The sequence below is a fragment of the Bradyrhizobium mercantei genome, assembly GCF_001982635.1.
GTDB lineage: Bacteria > Pseudomonadota > Alphaproteobacteria > Rhizobiales > Xanthobacteraceae > Bradyrhizobium > Bradyrhizobium mercantei.
Genome location: NZ_MKFI01000007.1, coordinates 80,032 through 94,311, shown reverse-complemented (window position 1 = coordinate 94,311; position 14,280 = coordinate 80,032). Strand labels below are relative to the sequence as shown.

General features: G+C 64.2%; 17 protein-coding genes. 6 read left to right on the top strand and 11 right to left on the bottom strand.

What is annotated here, in order from left to right; translation table 11 throughout:
* Nucleotides 1–198: 198 nt before the first annotated feature.
* Nucleotides 199–777 carry a bifunctional transcriptional activator/DNA repair enzyme AdaA gene (locus BI327_RS30255; RefSeq protein ID WP_076865465.1) on the top strand — a complete coding sequence of 193 codons (579 nt, stop codon included), beginning with the start codon at nt 199–201 and terminating at the stop codon, nt 775–777.
* An 18-nt stretch (nt 778–795) separates the two neighbouring features.
* Nucleotides 796–1,263: a PaaI family thioesterase gene (locus BI327_RS30250; protein WP_076864940.1), complete on the top strand. Its 468-nt coding sequence runs from the start codon at nt 796–798 to the stop codon at nt 1,261–1,263.
* A gap of 207 nt (nt 1,264–1,470) precedes the next feature.
* On the opposite strand, the gene BI327_RS30245 is transcribed toward BI327_RS30250, so the two are convergent.
* Nucleotides 1,471–1,998: an ester cyclase gene (locus BI327_RS30245; RefSeq protein WP_076864939.1), complete on the bottom strand. Its 528-nt coding sequence runs from the start codon at nt 1,996–1,998 to the stop codon at nt 1,471–1,473.
* A gap of 176 nt (nt 1,999–2,174) precedes the next feature.
* Here BI327_RS30245 and BI327_RS30240 point away from each other — a divergent pair, with 176 nt between their 5' ends.
* Nucleotides 2,175–2,444 carry a hypothetical protein gene (locus BI327_RS30240; RefSeq protein WP_143271713.1) on the top strand — a complete coding sequence of 90 codons (270 nt, stop codon included), beginning with the start codon at nt 2,175–2,177 and terminating at the stop codon, nt 2,442–2,444.
* 11 nt (nt 2,445–2,455) lie between these two features.
* On the opposite strand, the gene BI327_RS30235 is transcribed toward BI327_RS30240, so the two are convergent.
* On the bottom strand, nt 2,456–3,655 hold the full coding sequence (locus BI327_RS30235) for a hypothetical protein (RefSeq protein WP_076864937.1): 1,200 nt from the start codon (nt 3,653–3,655) through the stop codon (nt 2,456–2,458).
* Nucleotides 3,656–3,806: 151 nt separating this feature from the next.
* The gene (locus BI327_RS30230; protein WP_076864936.1) at nt 3,807–4,283 is read right to left on the bottom strand and encodes a MarR family winged helix-turn-helix transcriptional regulator; all 477 of its coding nucleotides are present in this window, start codon (nt 4,281–4,283) and stop codon (nt 3,807–3,809) included.
* A 97-nt stretch (nt 4,284–4,380) separates the two neighbouring features.
* Between BI327_RS30230 and BI327_RS30225 the strand changes: the two genes are divergently transcribed.
* Nucleotides 4,381–4,749: an antibiotic biosynthesis monooxygenase family protein gene (locus BI327_RS30225; protein ID WP_076864935.1), complete on the top strand. Its 369-nt coding sequence runs from the start codon at nt 4,381–4,383 to the stop codon at nt 4,747–4,749.
* A 111-nt stretch (nt 4,750–4,860) separates the two neighbouring features.
* On the opposite strand, the gene BI327_RS30220 is transcribed toward BI327_RS30225, so the two are convergent.
* The 3 genes from BI327_RS30220 to BI327_RS30210 all read right to left on the bottom strand — a co-directional run bounded on the left by BI327_RS30220 (nt 4,861) and on the right by BI327_RS30210 (nt 7,349).
* Complete coding sequence (locus BI327_RS30220; protein ID WP_076864934.1) at nt 4,861–5,151, bottom strand: hypothetical protein; 291 nt, start codon at nt 5,149–5,151, stop codon at nt 4,861–4,863.
* A 93-nt stretch (nt 5,152–5,244) separates the two neighbouring features.
* Nucleotides 5,245–6,879 (bottom strand): chaperonin GroEL, encoded by a 1,635-nt coding sequence (gene groL / locus BI327_RS30215; RefSeq protein ID WP_076864933.1) that lies wholly within the window; start codon nt 6,877–6,879, stop codon nt 5,245–5,247.
* A gap of 173 nt (nt 6,880–7,052) precedes the next feature.
* Complete coding sequence (locus BI327_RS30210) at nt 7,053–7,349, bottom strand: co-chaperone GroES (RefSeq protein WP_018269780.1); 297 nt, start codon at nt 7,347–7,349, stop codon at nt 7,053–7,055.
* 319 nt (nt 7,350–7,668) lie between these two features.
* On the opposite strand from BI327_RS30210, the gene BI327_RS30205 reads away from it, so the two are divergent.
* Nucleotides 7,669–8,187 (top strand): hypothetical protein, encoded by a 519-nt coding sequence (locus BI327_RS30205; RefSeq protein WP_076864932.1) that lies wholly within the window; start codon nt 7,669–7,671, stop codon nt 8,185–8,187.
* A gap of 278 nt (nt 8,188–8,465) precedes the next feature.
* Here the strand turns inward: BI327_RS30205 and BI327_RS43310 are convergent, their stop codons facing one another.
* The 4 genes from BI327_RS43310 to BI327_RS30185 form a co-directional block, all read right to left on the bottom strand.
* Nucleotides 8,466–8,744 (bottom strand): hypothetical protein, encoded by a 279-nt coding sequence (locus BI327_RS43310; RefSeq protein WP_245334981.1) that lies wholly within the window; start codon nt 8,742–8,744, stop codon nt 8,466–8,468.
* Between the two features lie 387 nt (nt 8,745–9,131).
* On the bottom strand, nt 9,132–9,647 hold the full coding sequence (locus BI327_RS30195; RefSeq protein ID WP_076864931.1) for a hypothetical protein: 516 nt from the start codon (nt 9,645–9,647) through the stop codon (nt 9,132–9,134).
* A 496-nt stretch (nt 9,648–10,143) separates the two neighbouring features.
* Entirely contained in the window at nt 10,144–10,623 is a 480-nt protein-coding gene (locus BI327_RS43305; protein WP_245334980.1) for a hypothetical protein, read from the bottom strand.
* Nucleotides 10,624–11,191: 568 nt separating this feature from the next.
* Nucleotides 11,192–11,968: a protein phosphatase CheZ gene (locus tag BI327_RS30185; RefSeq protein ID WP_076865463.1), complete on the bottom strand. Its 777-nt coding sequence runs from the start codon at nt 11,966–11,968 to the stop codon at nt 11,192–11,194.
* A gap of 312 nt (nt 11,969–12,280) precedes the next feature.
* Here BI327_RS30185 and BI327_RS30180 point away from each other — a divergent pair, with 312 nt between their 5' ends.
* The gene (locus tag BI327_RS30180; protein ID WP_076864929.1) at nt 12,281–13,087 is read left to right on the top strand and encodes a L,D-transpeptidase; all 807 of its coding nucleotides are present in this window, start codon (nt 12,281–12,283) and stop codon (nt 13,085–13,087) included.
* Nucleotides 13,088–13,339: 252 nt separating this feature from the next.
* On the opposite strand, the gene BI327_RS30175 is transcribed toward BI327_RS30180, so the two are convergent.
* Nucleotides 13,340–14,194, bottom strand: a complete 855-nt coding sequence (locus BI327_RS30175; RefSeq protein WP_076865462.1) for a DUF2076 domain-containing protein — start codon at nt 14,192–14,194, stop codon at nt 13,340–13,342.
* Nucleotides 14,195–14,280 lie beyond the last annotated feature (86 nt).

Below are 14,280 nucleotides of genomic sequence, written 5' to 3'. Positions count from 1 at the left end.
GGGAAGTGGCCGGGCTTACCAATCCGGCCATACCTATTTTCGGCAGAGACGCCGTATCACGTGCCGCGCTGAGGCGTCAAACCGCGTCACGGTGATGTGACATGCGCCCGGGAGCGGCGGCGCATGCAGCGGTCGTTTCCGGACGTCGTCTCCGCAAACCGGGTCGTCGCGGTGGGCGGCCGCGTTTATAGCGAAGGCATGCTCGACTTCGCCGCACAGTATGAAGCTTTTCAACGCCGCGATCCGGCCTGGGACGGCGTCGTGTTCGTCGCGGTCAAGACCACGGGCGTGTATTGCCGCCCGGTATGCCGCGCCCGCACGCCGCTCGCCCGCAATGTGCGGTTCTATGGCAGCGCGGCGTCGGCCGAGCGCGCCGGCTTCCGGCCCTGCCTGCGCTGCCGTCCCGAGGCGGCGCCGTTCTGCCCGGCGTGGAAGGGCACCAGGACCACCGTCGAACGTGCGCTGGCGCTGATCGAAGCGGGCGCGCTCGACCGCGGCGATGTCGGAGCGCTGGCCGATCGGCTCGGCATCGGCGCGCGGCATCTGTCGCGGCTGTTCGCCGAGCACCTCGATGCCTCGCCGTTGCAGGTTGCGCTGTCGTTGCGCGTGCAGCGCGCCAAGCGCCTGATCGACGGCAGCGAGCTTCCGCTCGCGCTGGTGGCGCAGCGCGCCGGCTTCTCCAGTCCAAGGCGCATGAACGCCGCCTTCGCAAAACTCTACGGACGCTCGCCCGCCTCGCTGCGACGGAAGCGGCCGTCAGACGTCACGATGCAATGAACCCGATGGAGATCAGCAATGGCAAAGAGCTACGGCACCGTCAGTGCTGAACAGAAACTCAGGATGAGCGGGCTCGAGTTCGTCCAGGGGCTCGCCTCCGGCGCCTTGCCGCTCAACACCATCGCGCGGACGCTCGGTTATGACGTCACTGAAGCCGAACACGGCCGCGTCGTCGTCACGCTGGTGCCGACCGATGCGCATCTCAATCCGGCGGGCACCGTGCATGGCGGCCTCACCGCGACGTTGCTCGACAGCTGCATGGGACTTGCAGTGCAATCGACGCTCGATGCCGGCACCAGCCAGACCACGCTCGAGTTCAAGATCTCGCTGCTACGTCCGATCACGCCCGATACCGGCCCGATCCGCGCCGAGGGCCATGTGCTCAATTGCGGCCGCCGCGTCGGCACTGCCGAAGGCAGGGTCACCGACGCGAAGGGGCGGCTGCTCGCCCATGGCACGACGACATGCCTGATCTTTCAGGGGTGATGTGGAGTTGCTGCGAACAAACTGCGCCGGCATTGCATCAGGAGATGCGATGCCGGCGCAGCAACATTGGAATCCATCCAGCGAGCCGTCGGCTTAGAGACCTTCAATTTCATCGCGCCGCTGGTTTGCGCTACCCGACCGCGGTGGTAACCGCGTTCGGGTAGTGATGATGCGATCGTCGATTGACGCCAGGCCGTGCGGCCGTGTTCAGCGCGGCCCCTCCGGATATCCCGGCATGTTGTTCCAGCCGGCCGGCAATTCGCCGCCCGGCCGCGCCGCTGCGCCGTCCTGTTCGGGCAGGCGGATGAGGCCGAGCTGCAGCATGGCGGTGATCGCATCTTCCTGTCCGAGCTCCTCGGCGATCCGTCCGTCCTGCACGCGCAGCACGGTGGTGCCGGCGAACGTCATCTTGCGGCCGGAGGCTGCGGGCAGCGAGCCGAGGCGGAAGTCGCTGAACGCAGGCCCGGTGTGGGTGCCGCCGCCTTCCCAGCGGCCGACGACGAGGTCGCCTTCCGCGACGAGATCGCCGACGCCCCAGAAATTGAGATCCGGAAACGCCTCGCGAAACTCGGTCATGAACTTCGTCACCGCGGCGCGGCCCTTCTTCGGTTCGTGCATCGGGTAGTGCACGACGATGTCGGCCGTTGCGAGCTCGTTGATGATGCGCGGATTCCAGGGATTGCCCCAGAACTCCTTGAACCATCGGCCGACCACGGTCTTGTTGTCCTCTGACATCTGTTCGTCTCCATTTGCGCGTTGCCGGTATCGCGGCCGGCGTTCTGTCGATGCGCGCAGTGAACATTTGGAGGCGTGTGTCGAGCCACCCGATTTCAGATCGGGCTCGCGATCGAGCTTCAGACGAGATTCCGCTTTGTCGACATGGCGCTTAGCGCCGCTTCGCGAACGCCGTCGTGGAATCGGGAAGCGGGTGGTTTGCACAACACCGACGCGCGAACGTCTTCGCGATCACACAGGAGACCATCATGCGTCATTTCGATGCGATCGCCGCGCTGCGCGGCGACGGACTTCGTCCCGAGCTGCGGGCGCTATTCGATCGCGCCGCGATCGAGCCTCGTTCTGAATTGTTTGTCAGAAGCGACGGGATGCTTCAGTCCGGCCCGGACGCAGCTCCGCAGCCGGTGCGCGACAATGTTGTGCCGCTGAAGACGAGGGCAGCCTAAGAGCGGCGGCCTTACCGCCACACCGACTTGTCGGCGTCCCAGCGCTGGCCCTTGAATTCCTTGAGCAGCGCGTCGATCGCGCCGTTGTCGTCCTTGGTCTCGCTGCCTTCCTCGTCGCTGCTGGAGTCGTCTGACAGGTTCAGCTTGGCGCCGGCGCTGTCGTCCGACGTCGAGACGGTGGGGCTCGAGACCCACAGCATCAACTTGTCCGAGCTGCCGGGCTTATCCGGTGAGACGAGGGCGGTGACTTCGTAATTCTGGGTGAGGCCGAGCACAGGGTAGATCGTGCTGGGCCGCTTCAGCACCAGCTTGAGCTTGCCGGTATTCGCATTCCAGGTCGCAGACGCAGGCTTTGCGGCAAGCGTCTTCGCCAGCACGCCTGCGATCGCGGTTGCCAGCTTGTCCTTGTTGACCTTGTCGCCGCTGCTCCAGTCGGCGGCGGCGAAGCGGATGGTGCGGTCCATCTCGACCACGCCGCTGGTCCAGCCGGCTGCCGTCACGCCCGGGGCTGCTTTCGCCTTGGCGAGCAGCGCGCTGGCGCGCTCGGGATCGACGGTGAGGTTGATGGTCTGCTCGCCGGAGCGCAGCGCATCGCAGGTCACTGCGAGGCTGGAGGTGCCGATCTCGACGGCCTCGCCCTTCAGGCTCTTGAGGAAATCCGCTGCTGCATCGAGCTTCACCCGCACGCCGATCGACTCCGGCGAAACGTCGGTGAAATCCTTCGGCTGCGGCGTGATGCCGTCCTCGGTGGCCTGGTTGTCGTGGAATTCCTTCTCGCTGAGATCGGAGTTGTCCGTCGATGCCACCTCGGTCACGGTCTGGCCGATCGTGATCTGGCCGCGGAACTCAAAGCCGTCGCCGGTCTGCTTGCGGTTCAGCTTGATCGTGACCGGCTGCTTGTCGGCGACGCTCTGGGTGGTGCCGGACAGCGTCTGGCCGTTGACGGTCAGGTTGGCGACGAAGCGGTCCTTGCGGTCGGAGCTCTTGTCGGCGGGATAGCAGACGTCGAGCACCGCCGCGGTCACGGTCTTGCCCTGGCGGGTCTCCTTCAGCACGACGTCGGCATTGCCGTCCATCAGGCCGTCGATCGAGGTGAAATAGCGCGTCTCGGGGCCGTTCGACGGTGCCGGCTTGGTTTGCAGCTTGATCTGGGCGAGGGCAGGGGCCGAGGCGACGGCAAGACCGAGCAGCAGGAGCGGGAGCGCGCGCATACGATGAGTCCTCGAAGGGCAGAATCGGTTCCGCCGTAACTAGCAAACCTCCCTGTCATTGCGCAAAAAAGAAGGCCGCCTAACGGCGGTTCTCGCATTTCGACCGACCTGACCTTTGGCACTTTCATGACGAACGCAGACGTGCCGTGCGTCATCCGCGTTCGTCAGGTTCCTCGCCGTTCTCCAGTCGGCCGCGCAGCGTCGCGACGACGCGAGCCACGGTTTCGATATCCTTCAGCGACAGTCCGTCGGCGAGATTGTTCACCCAGGGCAATTGCAGGCGCATGGCGGCGTCGAAGGCCTGGCGTCCCTTATCGCTCAGCACCACGAGCTGGGCGCGGCGGTGATGCGGATTGGTCTCGAATGTGACGAGTCCGTCCCTCTCGAGGTCGTTGACGATCCGCTGCACGTTCTGCCTGGCCGCGCCGAGGTCGCGCGCCAGCCACGCCACCGGTTGCGGGCGCTCAGTGGCGATGATGGCGCCGAGGATCTGCCAGCGCGCGCTGGTCAGCCCGAGCCCGGCCACCAACCGGTCGCCTGATGTGAACAGCAGGCTGTTGAGGCGGAACAGGTCGAGAATCAGGCTGCTCAGGGCTTCGCCCGCCGGGGTTCGCTTGGTCTGCGGCATTTGTCACCATAGGAGTATATTGACATCATAATGTCAATATCGATATGTATCCATCATAACGGAATGACATCATAGCACCAATTCAACGGAGCCAACCATGCCGCATATGCGCCCCCTCGACCCCGCATTTCCGATCGACCGCCAGCTCGCGGTCGAAGCCAGCAACGTCGTGCTGGTCAACCTCTTCACGCTCGACAAGGCTGACGAGGACACCTTCCTGAAGGCCTGGCAGGACGATGCCGACATCATGAAGCGGCAGCCCGGCTTCATCTCGACCCAGCTGCACCGCGCGCTCGGCGACAGCCCGGCCTACCTGAATTACGCGGTCTGGGAATCCACCGCCGCCTTTCGTGCCGCCTTCATGAACCCGGAGTTCAGGGCCAAGCTTTCGGCCTATCCGGCCTCGGCGGTGGCATCGCCGCATCTGTTCCAGAAGGTCGCGGTCCCGGGCGTGTGCGTGGCCTAGCGTGCCGTCGAATTCAGCCGGTAGGGCGGATTAGCCGAAGGCGTAATCCGCCGATCACGCGCGGTATCTCGGCGGATTACGCTTCGCTAATCCGCCCTACGATTTTTGTGCTCAACTGCGGACCAGCATGCCGACGCCGAGCGTGGCCGCGGCGGCCAGGAACGATATGTCCAGAAATCGCAGCGGCGCTTTTGGACGATGACCGATCGAGCCGGCGATGACGCAATAGAGGCCGTAACCCGCGCCGAGCACCACGAACGTCACCGTTTGCTTGAACCAGAACGTCAAGACCGCCGCGAAGTCATCGATGCTGCCTTGGACATAGGCGCCCAACGCGAGCACCGCGCCGATCGCGTAGAACAGCGCCAGCGTTGACGTCAGTGATTTGGCGTCGCGGGACATGCGATGATCCTTACGTCTCGATCGTAATCAAACTGCAAAAAAAGAAGGCCGCCCGGAGGCGGCCTTCGATCTCGATGCGGATGAGCGGGGGGCTCAGAAGCCGCCCATGCCACCCATGCCGCCGCCCGGCATCGCCGGCGCTGCGTCCTTCGGCACTTCGGCGACCATGGCCTCGGTGGTCACCAGCAGGCCGGCCACGGAGGAGGCGTCCTGCAAGGCGGTGCGCACCACCTTGGCGGGGTCGATGATGCCCTTGTCGACCATGTCGACATAGTCCTCGGTCTGGGCGTCGAAACCGAAGGTCTCCGACTTGTTCTCGAGGATCTTGCCGACCACGATCGAGCCCTCGACACCGGCGTTCTCCGAGATCTGGCGAACCGGAGCTTCGAGCGCCTTGAGCACGATGTTGATGCCGGCCTGGACGTCGGCATTGGGGTTGGTGAGACGGCCGACCGCCTTCTTGGCGCGCAGCAGGGCGACGCCGCCGCCCGGTACGATGCCTTCCTGCACCGCGGCGCGGGTCGCGTTCAGCGCGTCCTCGACACGGTCCTTCTTCTCCTTGACCTCGACCTCGGTCGCACCGCCGACCTTGATGACGGCAACGCCGCCGGCAAGCTTGGCGAGGCGCTCCTGCAGCTTCTCACGGTCGTAGTCCGAGGTGGTCTCCTCGATCTGCGCCTTGATCTGGCCAACGCGGGCGTCGATGTCCTTCTTCTTGCCGGCGCCCTTGACGATCGTGGTGTTCTCCTTGTCGATCACGATCTTGCCGGCGCGGCCGAGCATGTTGACCGTGACGTTCTCGAGCTTCATGCCGAGGTCGTCGGAGATCAGCTGACCGCCGGTCAGGATCGCGATGTCCTCCAGCATCGCCTTGCGGCGATCGCCGAAGCCCGGCGCCTTGACGGCGGCGACCTTGAGGCCGCCGCGCAGGCGGTTGACGACCAGGGTCGCCAGCGCCTCGCCCTCGACGTCCTCGGCGAGGATCAGGAGCGGACGGCCCGACTGCACCACCGCTTCCAGCACCGGCAGCATCGACTGCAGGCCGGACAGCTTCTTCTCGTGCAGCAGGATGTAGGCATCCTCGAGCTCGGCGGTCATCTTCTCGGCATTGGTGATGAAGTAGGGGCTGAGGTAGCCGCGATCGAACTTCATGCCCTCGACGATGTCGACTTCGGTCTCGAGCGACTTGTTCTCCTCGACGGTGATGACGCCCTCGTTGCCGACCTTCTGCATCGCCTGCGCGATCATCTTGCCGATCGCGGCGTCGCCATTGGCCGAGATGGTGCCGACCTGGGCAACTTCCGACGAGGACGCGACCGGCTTGGCGCGCTTCTCGATGTCCTTGATCACGGCGGCGACCGCGGTGTCGATGCCGCGCTTGAGGTCCATCGGGTTCATGCCGGCGGCGACCGACTTGGCGCCCTCGCGGACGATGGCCTGGGCCAGCACGGTCGCGGTGGTGGTGCCGTCACCGGCGGTGTCGTTGGTCTTGGAAGCGACCTCGCGCAGCATCTGCGCGCCCATGTTCTCGAACTTGTCGTCGAGCTCGATCTCCTTGGCGACGGTGACGCCGTCCTTGGTGATGCGGGGAGCGCCGAACGACTTCTCGATGACGACGTTGCGGCCCTTCGGGCCGAGCGTCACCTTCACGGCATTGGCGAGCACGTCGACACCGCGCAGCATGCGGTCGCGGGCGTCTCCGGCGAATTTTACGTCCTTGGCAGCCATTGATTTGAACTCCTGGAATGATTGTGTGCGGTCACCCGGCAACTGCGCCCGTCATTGCCGGGCTTGACCCGGCAATCCATCGTCCTTGCAAGACTCTTTCGAAGCTTGATGGATGCCCGGATCAAGTCCGGGCATGACAGAGGAACGAGAGGCGGGCTCTCGATGGATTGGCGTTACGCCAGCACGCCCATGATGTCGGACTCCTTCATGATCAGGAGCTCCTGGTTGTCGAGCTTGACCTCGGTGCCCGACCACTTGCCGAACAGCACGCGGTCGCCGACCTTGAGGTCGATCGGGATCAGCTTGCCGGCCTCGTCGCGGCCACCCGGGCCGACGGCGACGATCTCGCCCTGCGACGGCTTCTCCTTGGCCGAGTCCGGAATGATGATGCCGCCCTTGGACTTCTCCTCGGCATCGATACGCTTGACCACGACGCGGTCGTGCAGTGGGCGGAAGGTGGATTTAGCCATGACGTTCCCTCTTGGAGGCTCGGTTTCAGGTCCGGTTCATCGAGACCGGCGTTGGATGCCGGCCCGGTCGGCGCAGGGCAGGACGCCCGGCGCAGTTAGCAATCGTGGTGCGAGAGTGCTAATTGTGGGCCCGGAAATATGGCTTGGCACAGTTTCTGTCAAGCAAAGGGGTTAAGGCCTTGGTGAGGCCAATATAGGATGGTGGACCAGAAACCAAATCGTAGCGATGACGTAATTTTGTCAGACGTCATTGCTCCGTCTTAAGTTTTACGCTTGGCTGCAGGACGGGTGCGGCCGGGACCATAGTCGGGGGATACATATGATCAGGTCACTCAACGCGCGATTGGTCGCACGGTTCGCGGCTGTTTCGGCGCTGACGACACTTTTGGGGGCGTGCGGCAGCATGAGCCTGCCGTCGCTGTCGTCGAACCCCGAGCCGGCGCCCGTCGAACCCGGGGTCGCCCCGGAGATGCCGGCGAGCATCCGCCCCGACGAGATCGTCGGCCGCTGGGGTCTCGCCTCGTTCCAGAATCCCGCCGACCGCGCCCGCACCGAGGCCGCCGCGCGCGGCCAGTGCAAGCAGCCTTACGTGATCGGTGCCGGCCAGAACGGCGGCGTCATCATGCATCTGGCCGACCAGGCCACCCCGCAGGAACTGCGGCTGAAGGGTTCCCCGAGCGGCAAGAACTATATCGGCCCGCCCGGACCGGTGCCCGGCGAGCAGGACCGCGAGATCATCTCGTTCGACGGCAGGGTCCTGATCACCCGCTTCGTCGACAAGGACGCCGCCACCCGCTACGGCAACATGGTCTACGTCCGCTGCGCGCCAAGGGCGTAACGGCGGGGTATCAGTTTATCCGCGGCTAGTGCCACGTCGGCGGTCCGCCTCTCCCCTTGTTGGAGAGGCCGGATCGCATACCCATGCGATCCGGGTGAGGGGTCTCCCTCCGCGAGTCCGAACCTGTCCTCGAGCTCGTGGCGACGGAAGACGGACCTCCGACCGGACAACAGAAAACGCCGGCCCTGAAGGCCGGCGTTTTCTGTCGTCCCTGGACGAACCTCAAGGGACGAACCTGGCTTGTTGTCGGCCGCCGATGGTCGAGATGCGCGACCGTCTTACCGCCGCACGCCAACGCGATTGACGCCGCCATTCATGTTGCCGCCCACGTTATGTCGAACTGCCGCGCGCGCCACCGGACGAGGCCTGAGCACGACGCCTGCCCGCGCCACGCAGCCTACCGGATAACCGACATAGGTGCAGTAAACGACGGCCTTGGCCGGTGCTGGAGTGAGAGCGACACTTGCAACCCCCAATGCGAGGCTGGCCGCAATCCCCGCAACCGTCATCGACCTGCTCGAAAAAAGGTTCGTCCGATGCATGGTGATCCTCCTCATCGCGGCCGACCGAAAGATGGTCGAGCCGCTTCATGCGCGGCCCAGCATATGAGTGGCATGGGTCAAATGGTGTTGACGTAGATCAACGCCGGGTGCGATCCGACGTCATGTGAAATCGCTCTACGTGATTATGCAGCGGCGCTCTCAGCCTGAACCTGCTTACGTGATCGCGCCCTCAAGCAAACGGCCCCGACGATATCCACGTCGGGGCCGTTCGAGATCATCGGCCACGGGTACATCCGCCGGACCATCCGATCACAACCGTCGCTGACAACGGTACTTGGTCAGCCCTGGATGGGGCAATCGCTCCATCGAGGTAATCACATTCCGCGCGGAAGCGCTTGCTGCCGGCTCGCGCCGGCGTCAACGACGACGCGGCCGGGTGTATCAGTTTGTCTTTGCCAACCGATACGTACCCTTCTTGTGGCCAATGACCTGACCAATGCCTTCGAAATTGCTCTTGAGAGGCTCGATGGAAATGACAAGCTCGGCCTGGAGCCCTTCGAATTTGCCGGTCCCGCCGGTGATGGTGCACTTGTTGGGTTGCCCCGGCAGGAAATCGCATTGTTCGAATGTTTGATCGCCGTCCTTGTCGACGTAATTACAGAACCCGTGGACTTCGACGGTCTTCGCCGACGTGTCTCTGAGCCGACTGAACTGGCAACGTCCACCCATGTTATTGAGCACAGGATTTCCGGCGTCGTTCACCGCCGCCATCGCCTGGTTCAGCAGGTCAAACTCTCGACCGCCGCCGACAGCCATCGGCTTTGGCGGCGGGATTGGTGTTGCAACGAATGTGACCGAGACAGGCCCTTCCGGTGGCATGCTCTGAGCCTGGGCATTGCCAGCCGTCAGAACAGCAGCAATCGAGGACAACGCGACAAGTACGTGAGCAATTGACATTGTTCCCTCCCATAATGGCGTTTGAGAACCAATTGCGTCCTGCGGCAACTCAATCGGCATAATGAACCGCTTGCAGCAGGTTGCAGGCGTTCCTGTTGCTGGAGCGCGCAACGGAACGTACAACCCTGCATTGCTTCATACAAGTTGAGGAACTCGACCAATTGACGCAGATGGGTCAGCGTCGTTGACGAGGAGCTTCACGCGGTTCGCGCCGTTGACGCGTGATGTGTTCACGTAGCGAAGGGGCGGCCAGATCACGGACTTGGTCGAATGAATGTTCGTCCGATGCATGGTGATCCTCTGGTCGCACACGAATCGAAAGGCGACGGAGCCGCTCAAGATGTGGCCCGGACTGTCGTCAGTGGCGAGACATTGGTGATTGCTGACGTGGATCAACGCACGGCGTGCTCCGTCGCCATGCGCGACCGGTCTGCTACATCAAGAAGGCCAAGAGGGCGGCTCGCTGAGCCGCCCCCGTGATGCCATTGCGCCGACCTCACTGACAGACGTACATGCGGCCGTCAGCCATCTTCGTCATCGTGCCGGGCTCGCAGCCGATCCCATTGGCTGCCTTGTAGTCCGCCCATCCGGCATAGCCGTAATACGGACTGACCCCATGGTAGGCTCGTGCCGGATAGTAAGGCTGGCCATAGTGTGGATCGGTCTGGGCGGCATATGAATTGGTCCAGTCGTTGGCGCCCCAGCCGGCATAGGCCGGCGCTGTAGCAGCCGCCGCGGCCACCGCTGCCGTAGCGGCGATACCCGCGCCAACTCCGTATCCGTACGCGGCGCGCCGGTTTTGACGCCGCGCAACGCCCGCGACGCTGACAGGCGTCAGCGGTCGGCCCACCCGTGCTTGGGCGCTTTCGACCGACGCCGAAATGCCGCCCTGCTCGGACCAGGTGATGGAGAACAGTGCCGCACAAGCGAATGTCGAGAGCGCAATTGCAGTAGTCCTGACAGTTCTTCGCGTCATGTTGAATCTCCAGTGTTGAGTTACTCCAGTAGCTCCCCCCCAAATCAGGGATCCGATCACAAGGCGCAGGCGATCCGCACGAATGAAAACCCGCCGCTCATCGTCACAGCTACAAAAGACCGCCTCGCGCTTCGGCAGCCTCCGAGAGATGCCGACTTCACCTCGCCGGATGTGCGCGGCGAGCGGCGGCAAACCTGTGATGATATGCTGAGTGGAAGTACAAGCCCCAACCGGGGGCGACCGGATTTGCTCCGGAAGTCCCATGCACCCGGCACCTAATGTTGGCTCCCGGCATATGCATGACAATTTCCCTCACACACAGTATGCGTCGGCGACAGCAAGGCTGCCAGCAGATTTCCGGCTGTCGCAATTGGCACAAACTGCATGTGGTCGAGAGAGGGCTCTGACGGATCGCTCACCTGCCTCGACATGGCTTGATCCATGTCAAAGGTCGCGAAGTTCTAGAAATGGACGCAGGTGCCGATCGCGCAGCTTGGAGCCCGGGCTACCGCTCAAACAAAAACGCCGGCCCTCAGGACCGGCGTTCTCGTTTGTCTCTGACCTGACCTCAGTTGAACATCGCGTCGATATCATCCTGCGAGGCGTGGCCGGCGTCGCCGTCGAGCTTCGGGCCGTTGAGCAGGCGGGCATCGCCCTCGCGGGTGTCGACGATCGGCGGGACGTGGGTCTTGATCGCGTCGACGCCGCCCCAGATGTTCATCATCTCGTTGATGTGCTGCTCGATGAACTTCATCGTCTGCATCACCTTGCTGATGCGCTGGCCGGTGAGGTCCTGGAAGTTGCAGGCCTCGAAGATCGAGACCACGCGCTCCTGAATGTCTTCGCTGAGCCGCTTCTGCTGGTCGGGCGTGACGTTGTTGGCCAGCGCGCTCGCGGCCTGGTCGATCGCTTCCACCGCCTCGAGGATCTGCTGGGTGGCCTGTTCGGTGCCGCCGACCACGGCGCCGAGCTCGCCATTGACCTTGGCCATCTCCTCGCCGTTGAAGCTCTTGCCGTGCAGCACGGCGATCTCGCGCTTGGTGCGGCTGATCGCATCATGGATGAGGTCGAGCTCGACCTTGAGCTTCTCGCATTGCTCGACCTGCGCGCGGTAGGTCTCGAGCAGCGCGTGCGTCTCGGCGACTTCGCGGGCAACCGCGGCATCGACACTGTCGCCGGTGCGCTGCGCGGGTGCGGCGGCCATCTGGGCGCGGATCGAGCGAAGCTCGGCCATGATCTCGCGATGCATCGGACCGAGGTCGCCGCCGCCTGCCACTTCCGGCTCCGGCATCACCACTTCACCCATCGCCTGCTCGACACGAAAACGCTTGCGCTTCACTGACATGATTTTCATTCCCGCCCCTTCACTGCGGTCCGTTCTAGCGAGAGGTGATTTAACGTCAGGTTCACGCGGGAACAGTTTGCGCGGACAACGCGCAATCGCGGCGATACCGCCGATTAACCATGTCGCCGCGGCGTTCACGCAAAATAAACGCTGTCCCACAAAACGGCATGCGGTTGGCGACGTGGTGAATCGAAACGGCGATTCCGTTTACCAAACCGATGCGGTTTTCATTGCTTATTGACCACGTGCGGCGGGGCCCTATGCGCTCCGTCCGCGCATCACGTCACGACGAAACCAGTACAGAGTACGTCGATGTTCAGGAAAACCACGCTTGCGCTGCTCGTCGGCGCCTCTTCGCTTATTGCAATTCCCCATTCCGCCATGGCGATCGACGCGCAGGCTCCGTCCGAGCCCACCGTGATCTACGCCAACCAGGGCGCACCGCAGGCGCCGATGCGCACCGCCTATGTGCAGCCGCAGCGCTCCAACATGGGCGGCGGCTTCATCGAATTCCTGTTCGGCGATGCGCCGTCGTCGCAGGGTTATGCGCCGCAGCAGTATCAGCAGCAGCCGGGCTATTACGGCAACCGCCAGGGGCTGCCGCCGATGGATCCGCAGCAGCAGATGATCCGTCAGCAGCAAGAGGCCATGGGCGATCCGACGCAGCGTCCGTTCGATCCGCAATATGAAAAGCAGCTGGTCGACTATCACGGCAAGGAAGGCGTCGGTACCATCGTGGTCGATACGCCGAACAAGTTCCTCTATCTGGTGCAGGGCGACGGCCGCGCGCTGCGCTACGGCATCGGCGTCGGACGGCCCGGCTTCACCTGGGCCGGCGTCAAGACGATCTCGGCGAAGAAGGAGTGGCCGGCCTGGACGCCGCCGCCGGAAATGCTGGCGCGCCGCCCCGATCTGCCGCGGCACATGGAAGGTGGCCCGGAAAATCCGCTCGGCGCCCGCGCGATGTATCTCGGCTCCTCGCTCTATCGCATCCATGGCTCCAACGAGCCCTGGACGATCGGCACCAACGTCTCGTCCGGCTGCATCCGGATGCGCAATGAGGACGTGATCGACCTCTACGGCCGCGTCAATGTCGGCGCCAAGGTCGTCGTGATGTGAGTGTGTAGCCGAACGCGAAGCAGAACGATGGGTTACGAAATCCGCGTCGTCCCGGCGTGGGCCGGGACCCATCCCCACCTCTCATCGCCCGGCTTGACCGGGCGATCCAGTACGCCGCGGCCTCTCGGCTCAAGCACTGCGGTCTCTGGAATACTGGATCACCCGCATGCGCGGGTAATGACACCGCGTGTTTGAGTCGGAATCAAAACGGCCGCTCGATGAGAGCGGCCGTTTGTCGTTCAAGCGATCCGCTTACGCGTAGTCGCTGTCATTGTCTCCGCCGCCGTCGAAGCCGTCGTCATCATTGTCGAAGCCGTCGGAATCGTGATCGGTGTTGTAATTGTCGTCGTTGTTGTTGTTCGAGGCCTGGTCGAACAGGCCGGAGCGCGAGCCGCTGTCGCGGCCGGACGAACCGACATCGTTGATTCCGGCGTCACGCGCGAGGTCGCTCGACGACTGGTCGCCGCCCCACGGGCGCGAGCCGCCGCCGAGGCCGCCGGCATCGGCCAGCGACTGGTGACCGCCGCCGCCCATCATGCCGCGGATGCTCGAGAGCAACAGCCCGCCGCCGACCACGCCAGCCGCAGCCGCAGCCGCGGTGCCGAGGAACGAGCCGCCACCGCCGCCGGGCGCACCGCCGCCGAAGGCCGGGGGCTGCGGGCCGCCATCGGGCTGATTGTACTGGGGCTGGCCGTATTGCTGCGGCGGCTGGCCGTAGCCGCCGGCCTGCTGGATCGCCTGGCCCGAGTTCCAGACCGGGCGGCCGCCGCCGATATCAGGCGCGCGCACCGGCGGCACCGAACCATGCGGTTGCTGGCCCTGTCCGCCGAAGATGGCGTCGCGCATCGAATCGAGGAAGCCGCCGCCCTGCTGCTGCGCACCCTGCGGCTGGCCGACCGCGGCCTCGAGCTCCTGGATCCGGTCATGGGCGCGCTTCAGCGCCTCGTCCTGCACCAATGCGGTTTGCACCAGCGCGTAGACCGCATTCGGCGCGCTGCGCAGGCCCTGCATGATCGCGGACATGGCCTCGCTGTCGCGCGGGGCATTCTCCAGCTTGGCGAGCCGGTCGAAGAGATCGTCGATCAATTGGCGTTCTTGCGGTGTCATGGCGTTCTCCATCGCGTCGATCGAATCGGCGCGCGGCTGATGTAGGACGGGGTTTGTGGCGCAAGGAGTGGGGGCCAGAATTAAAT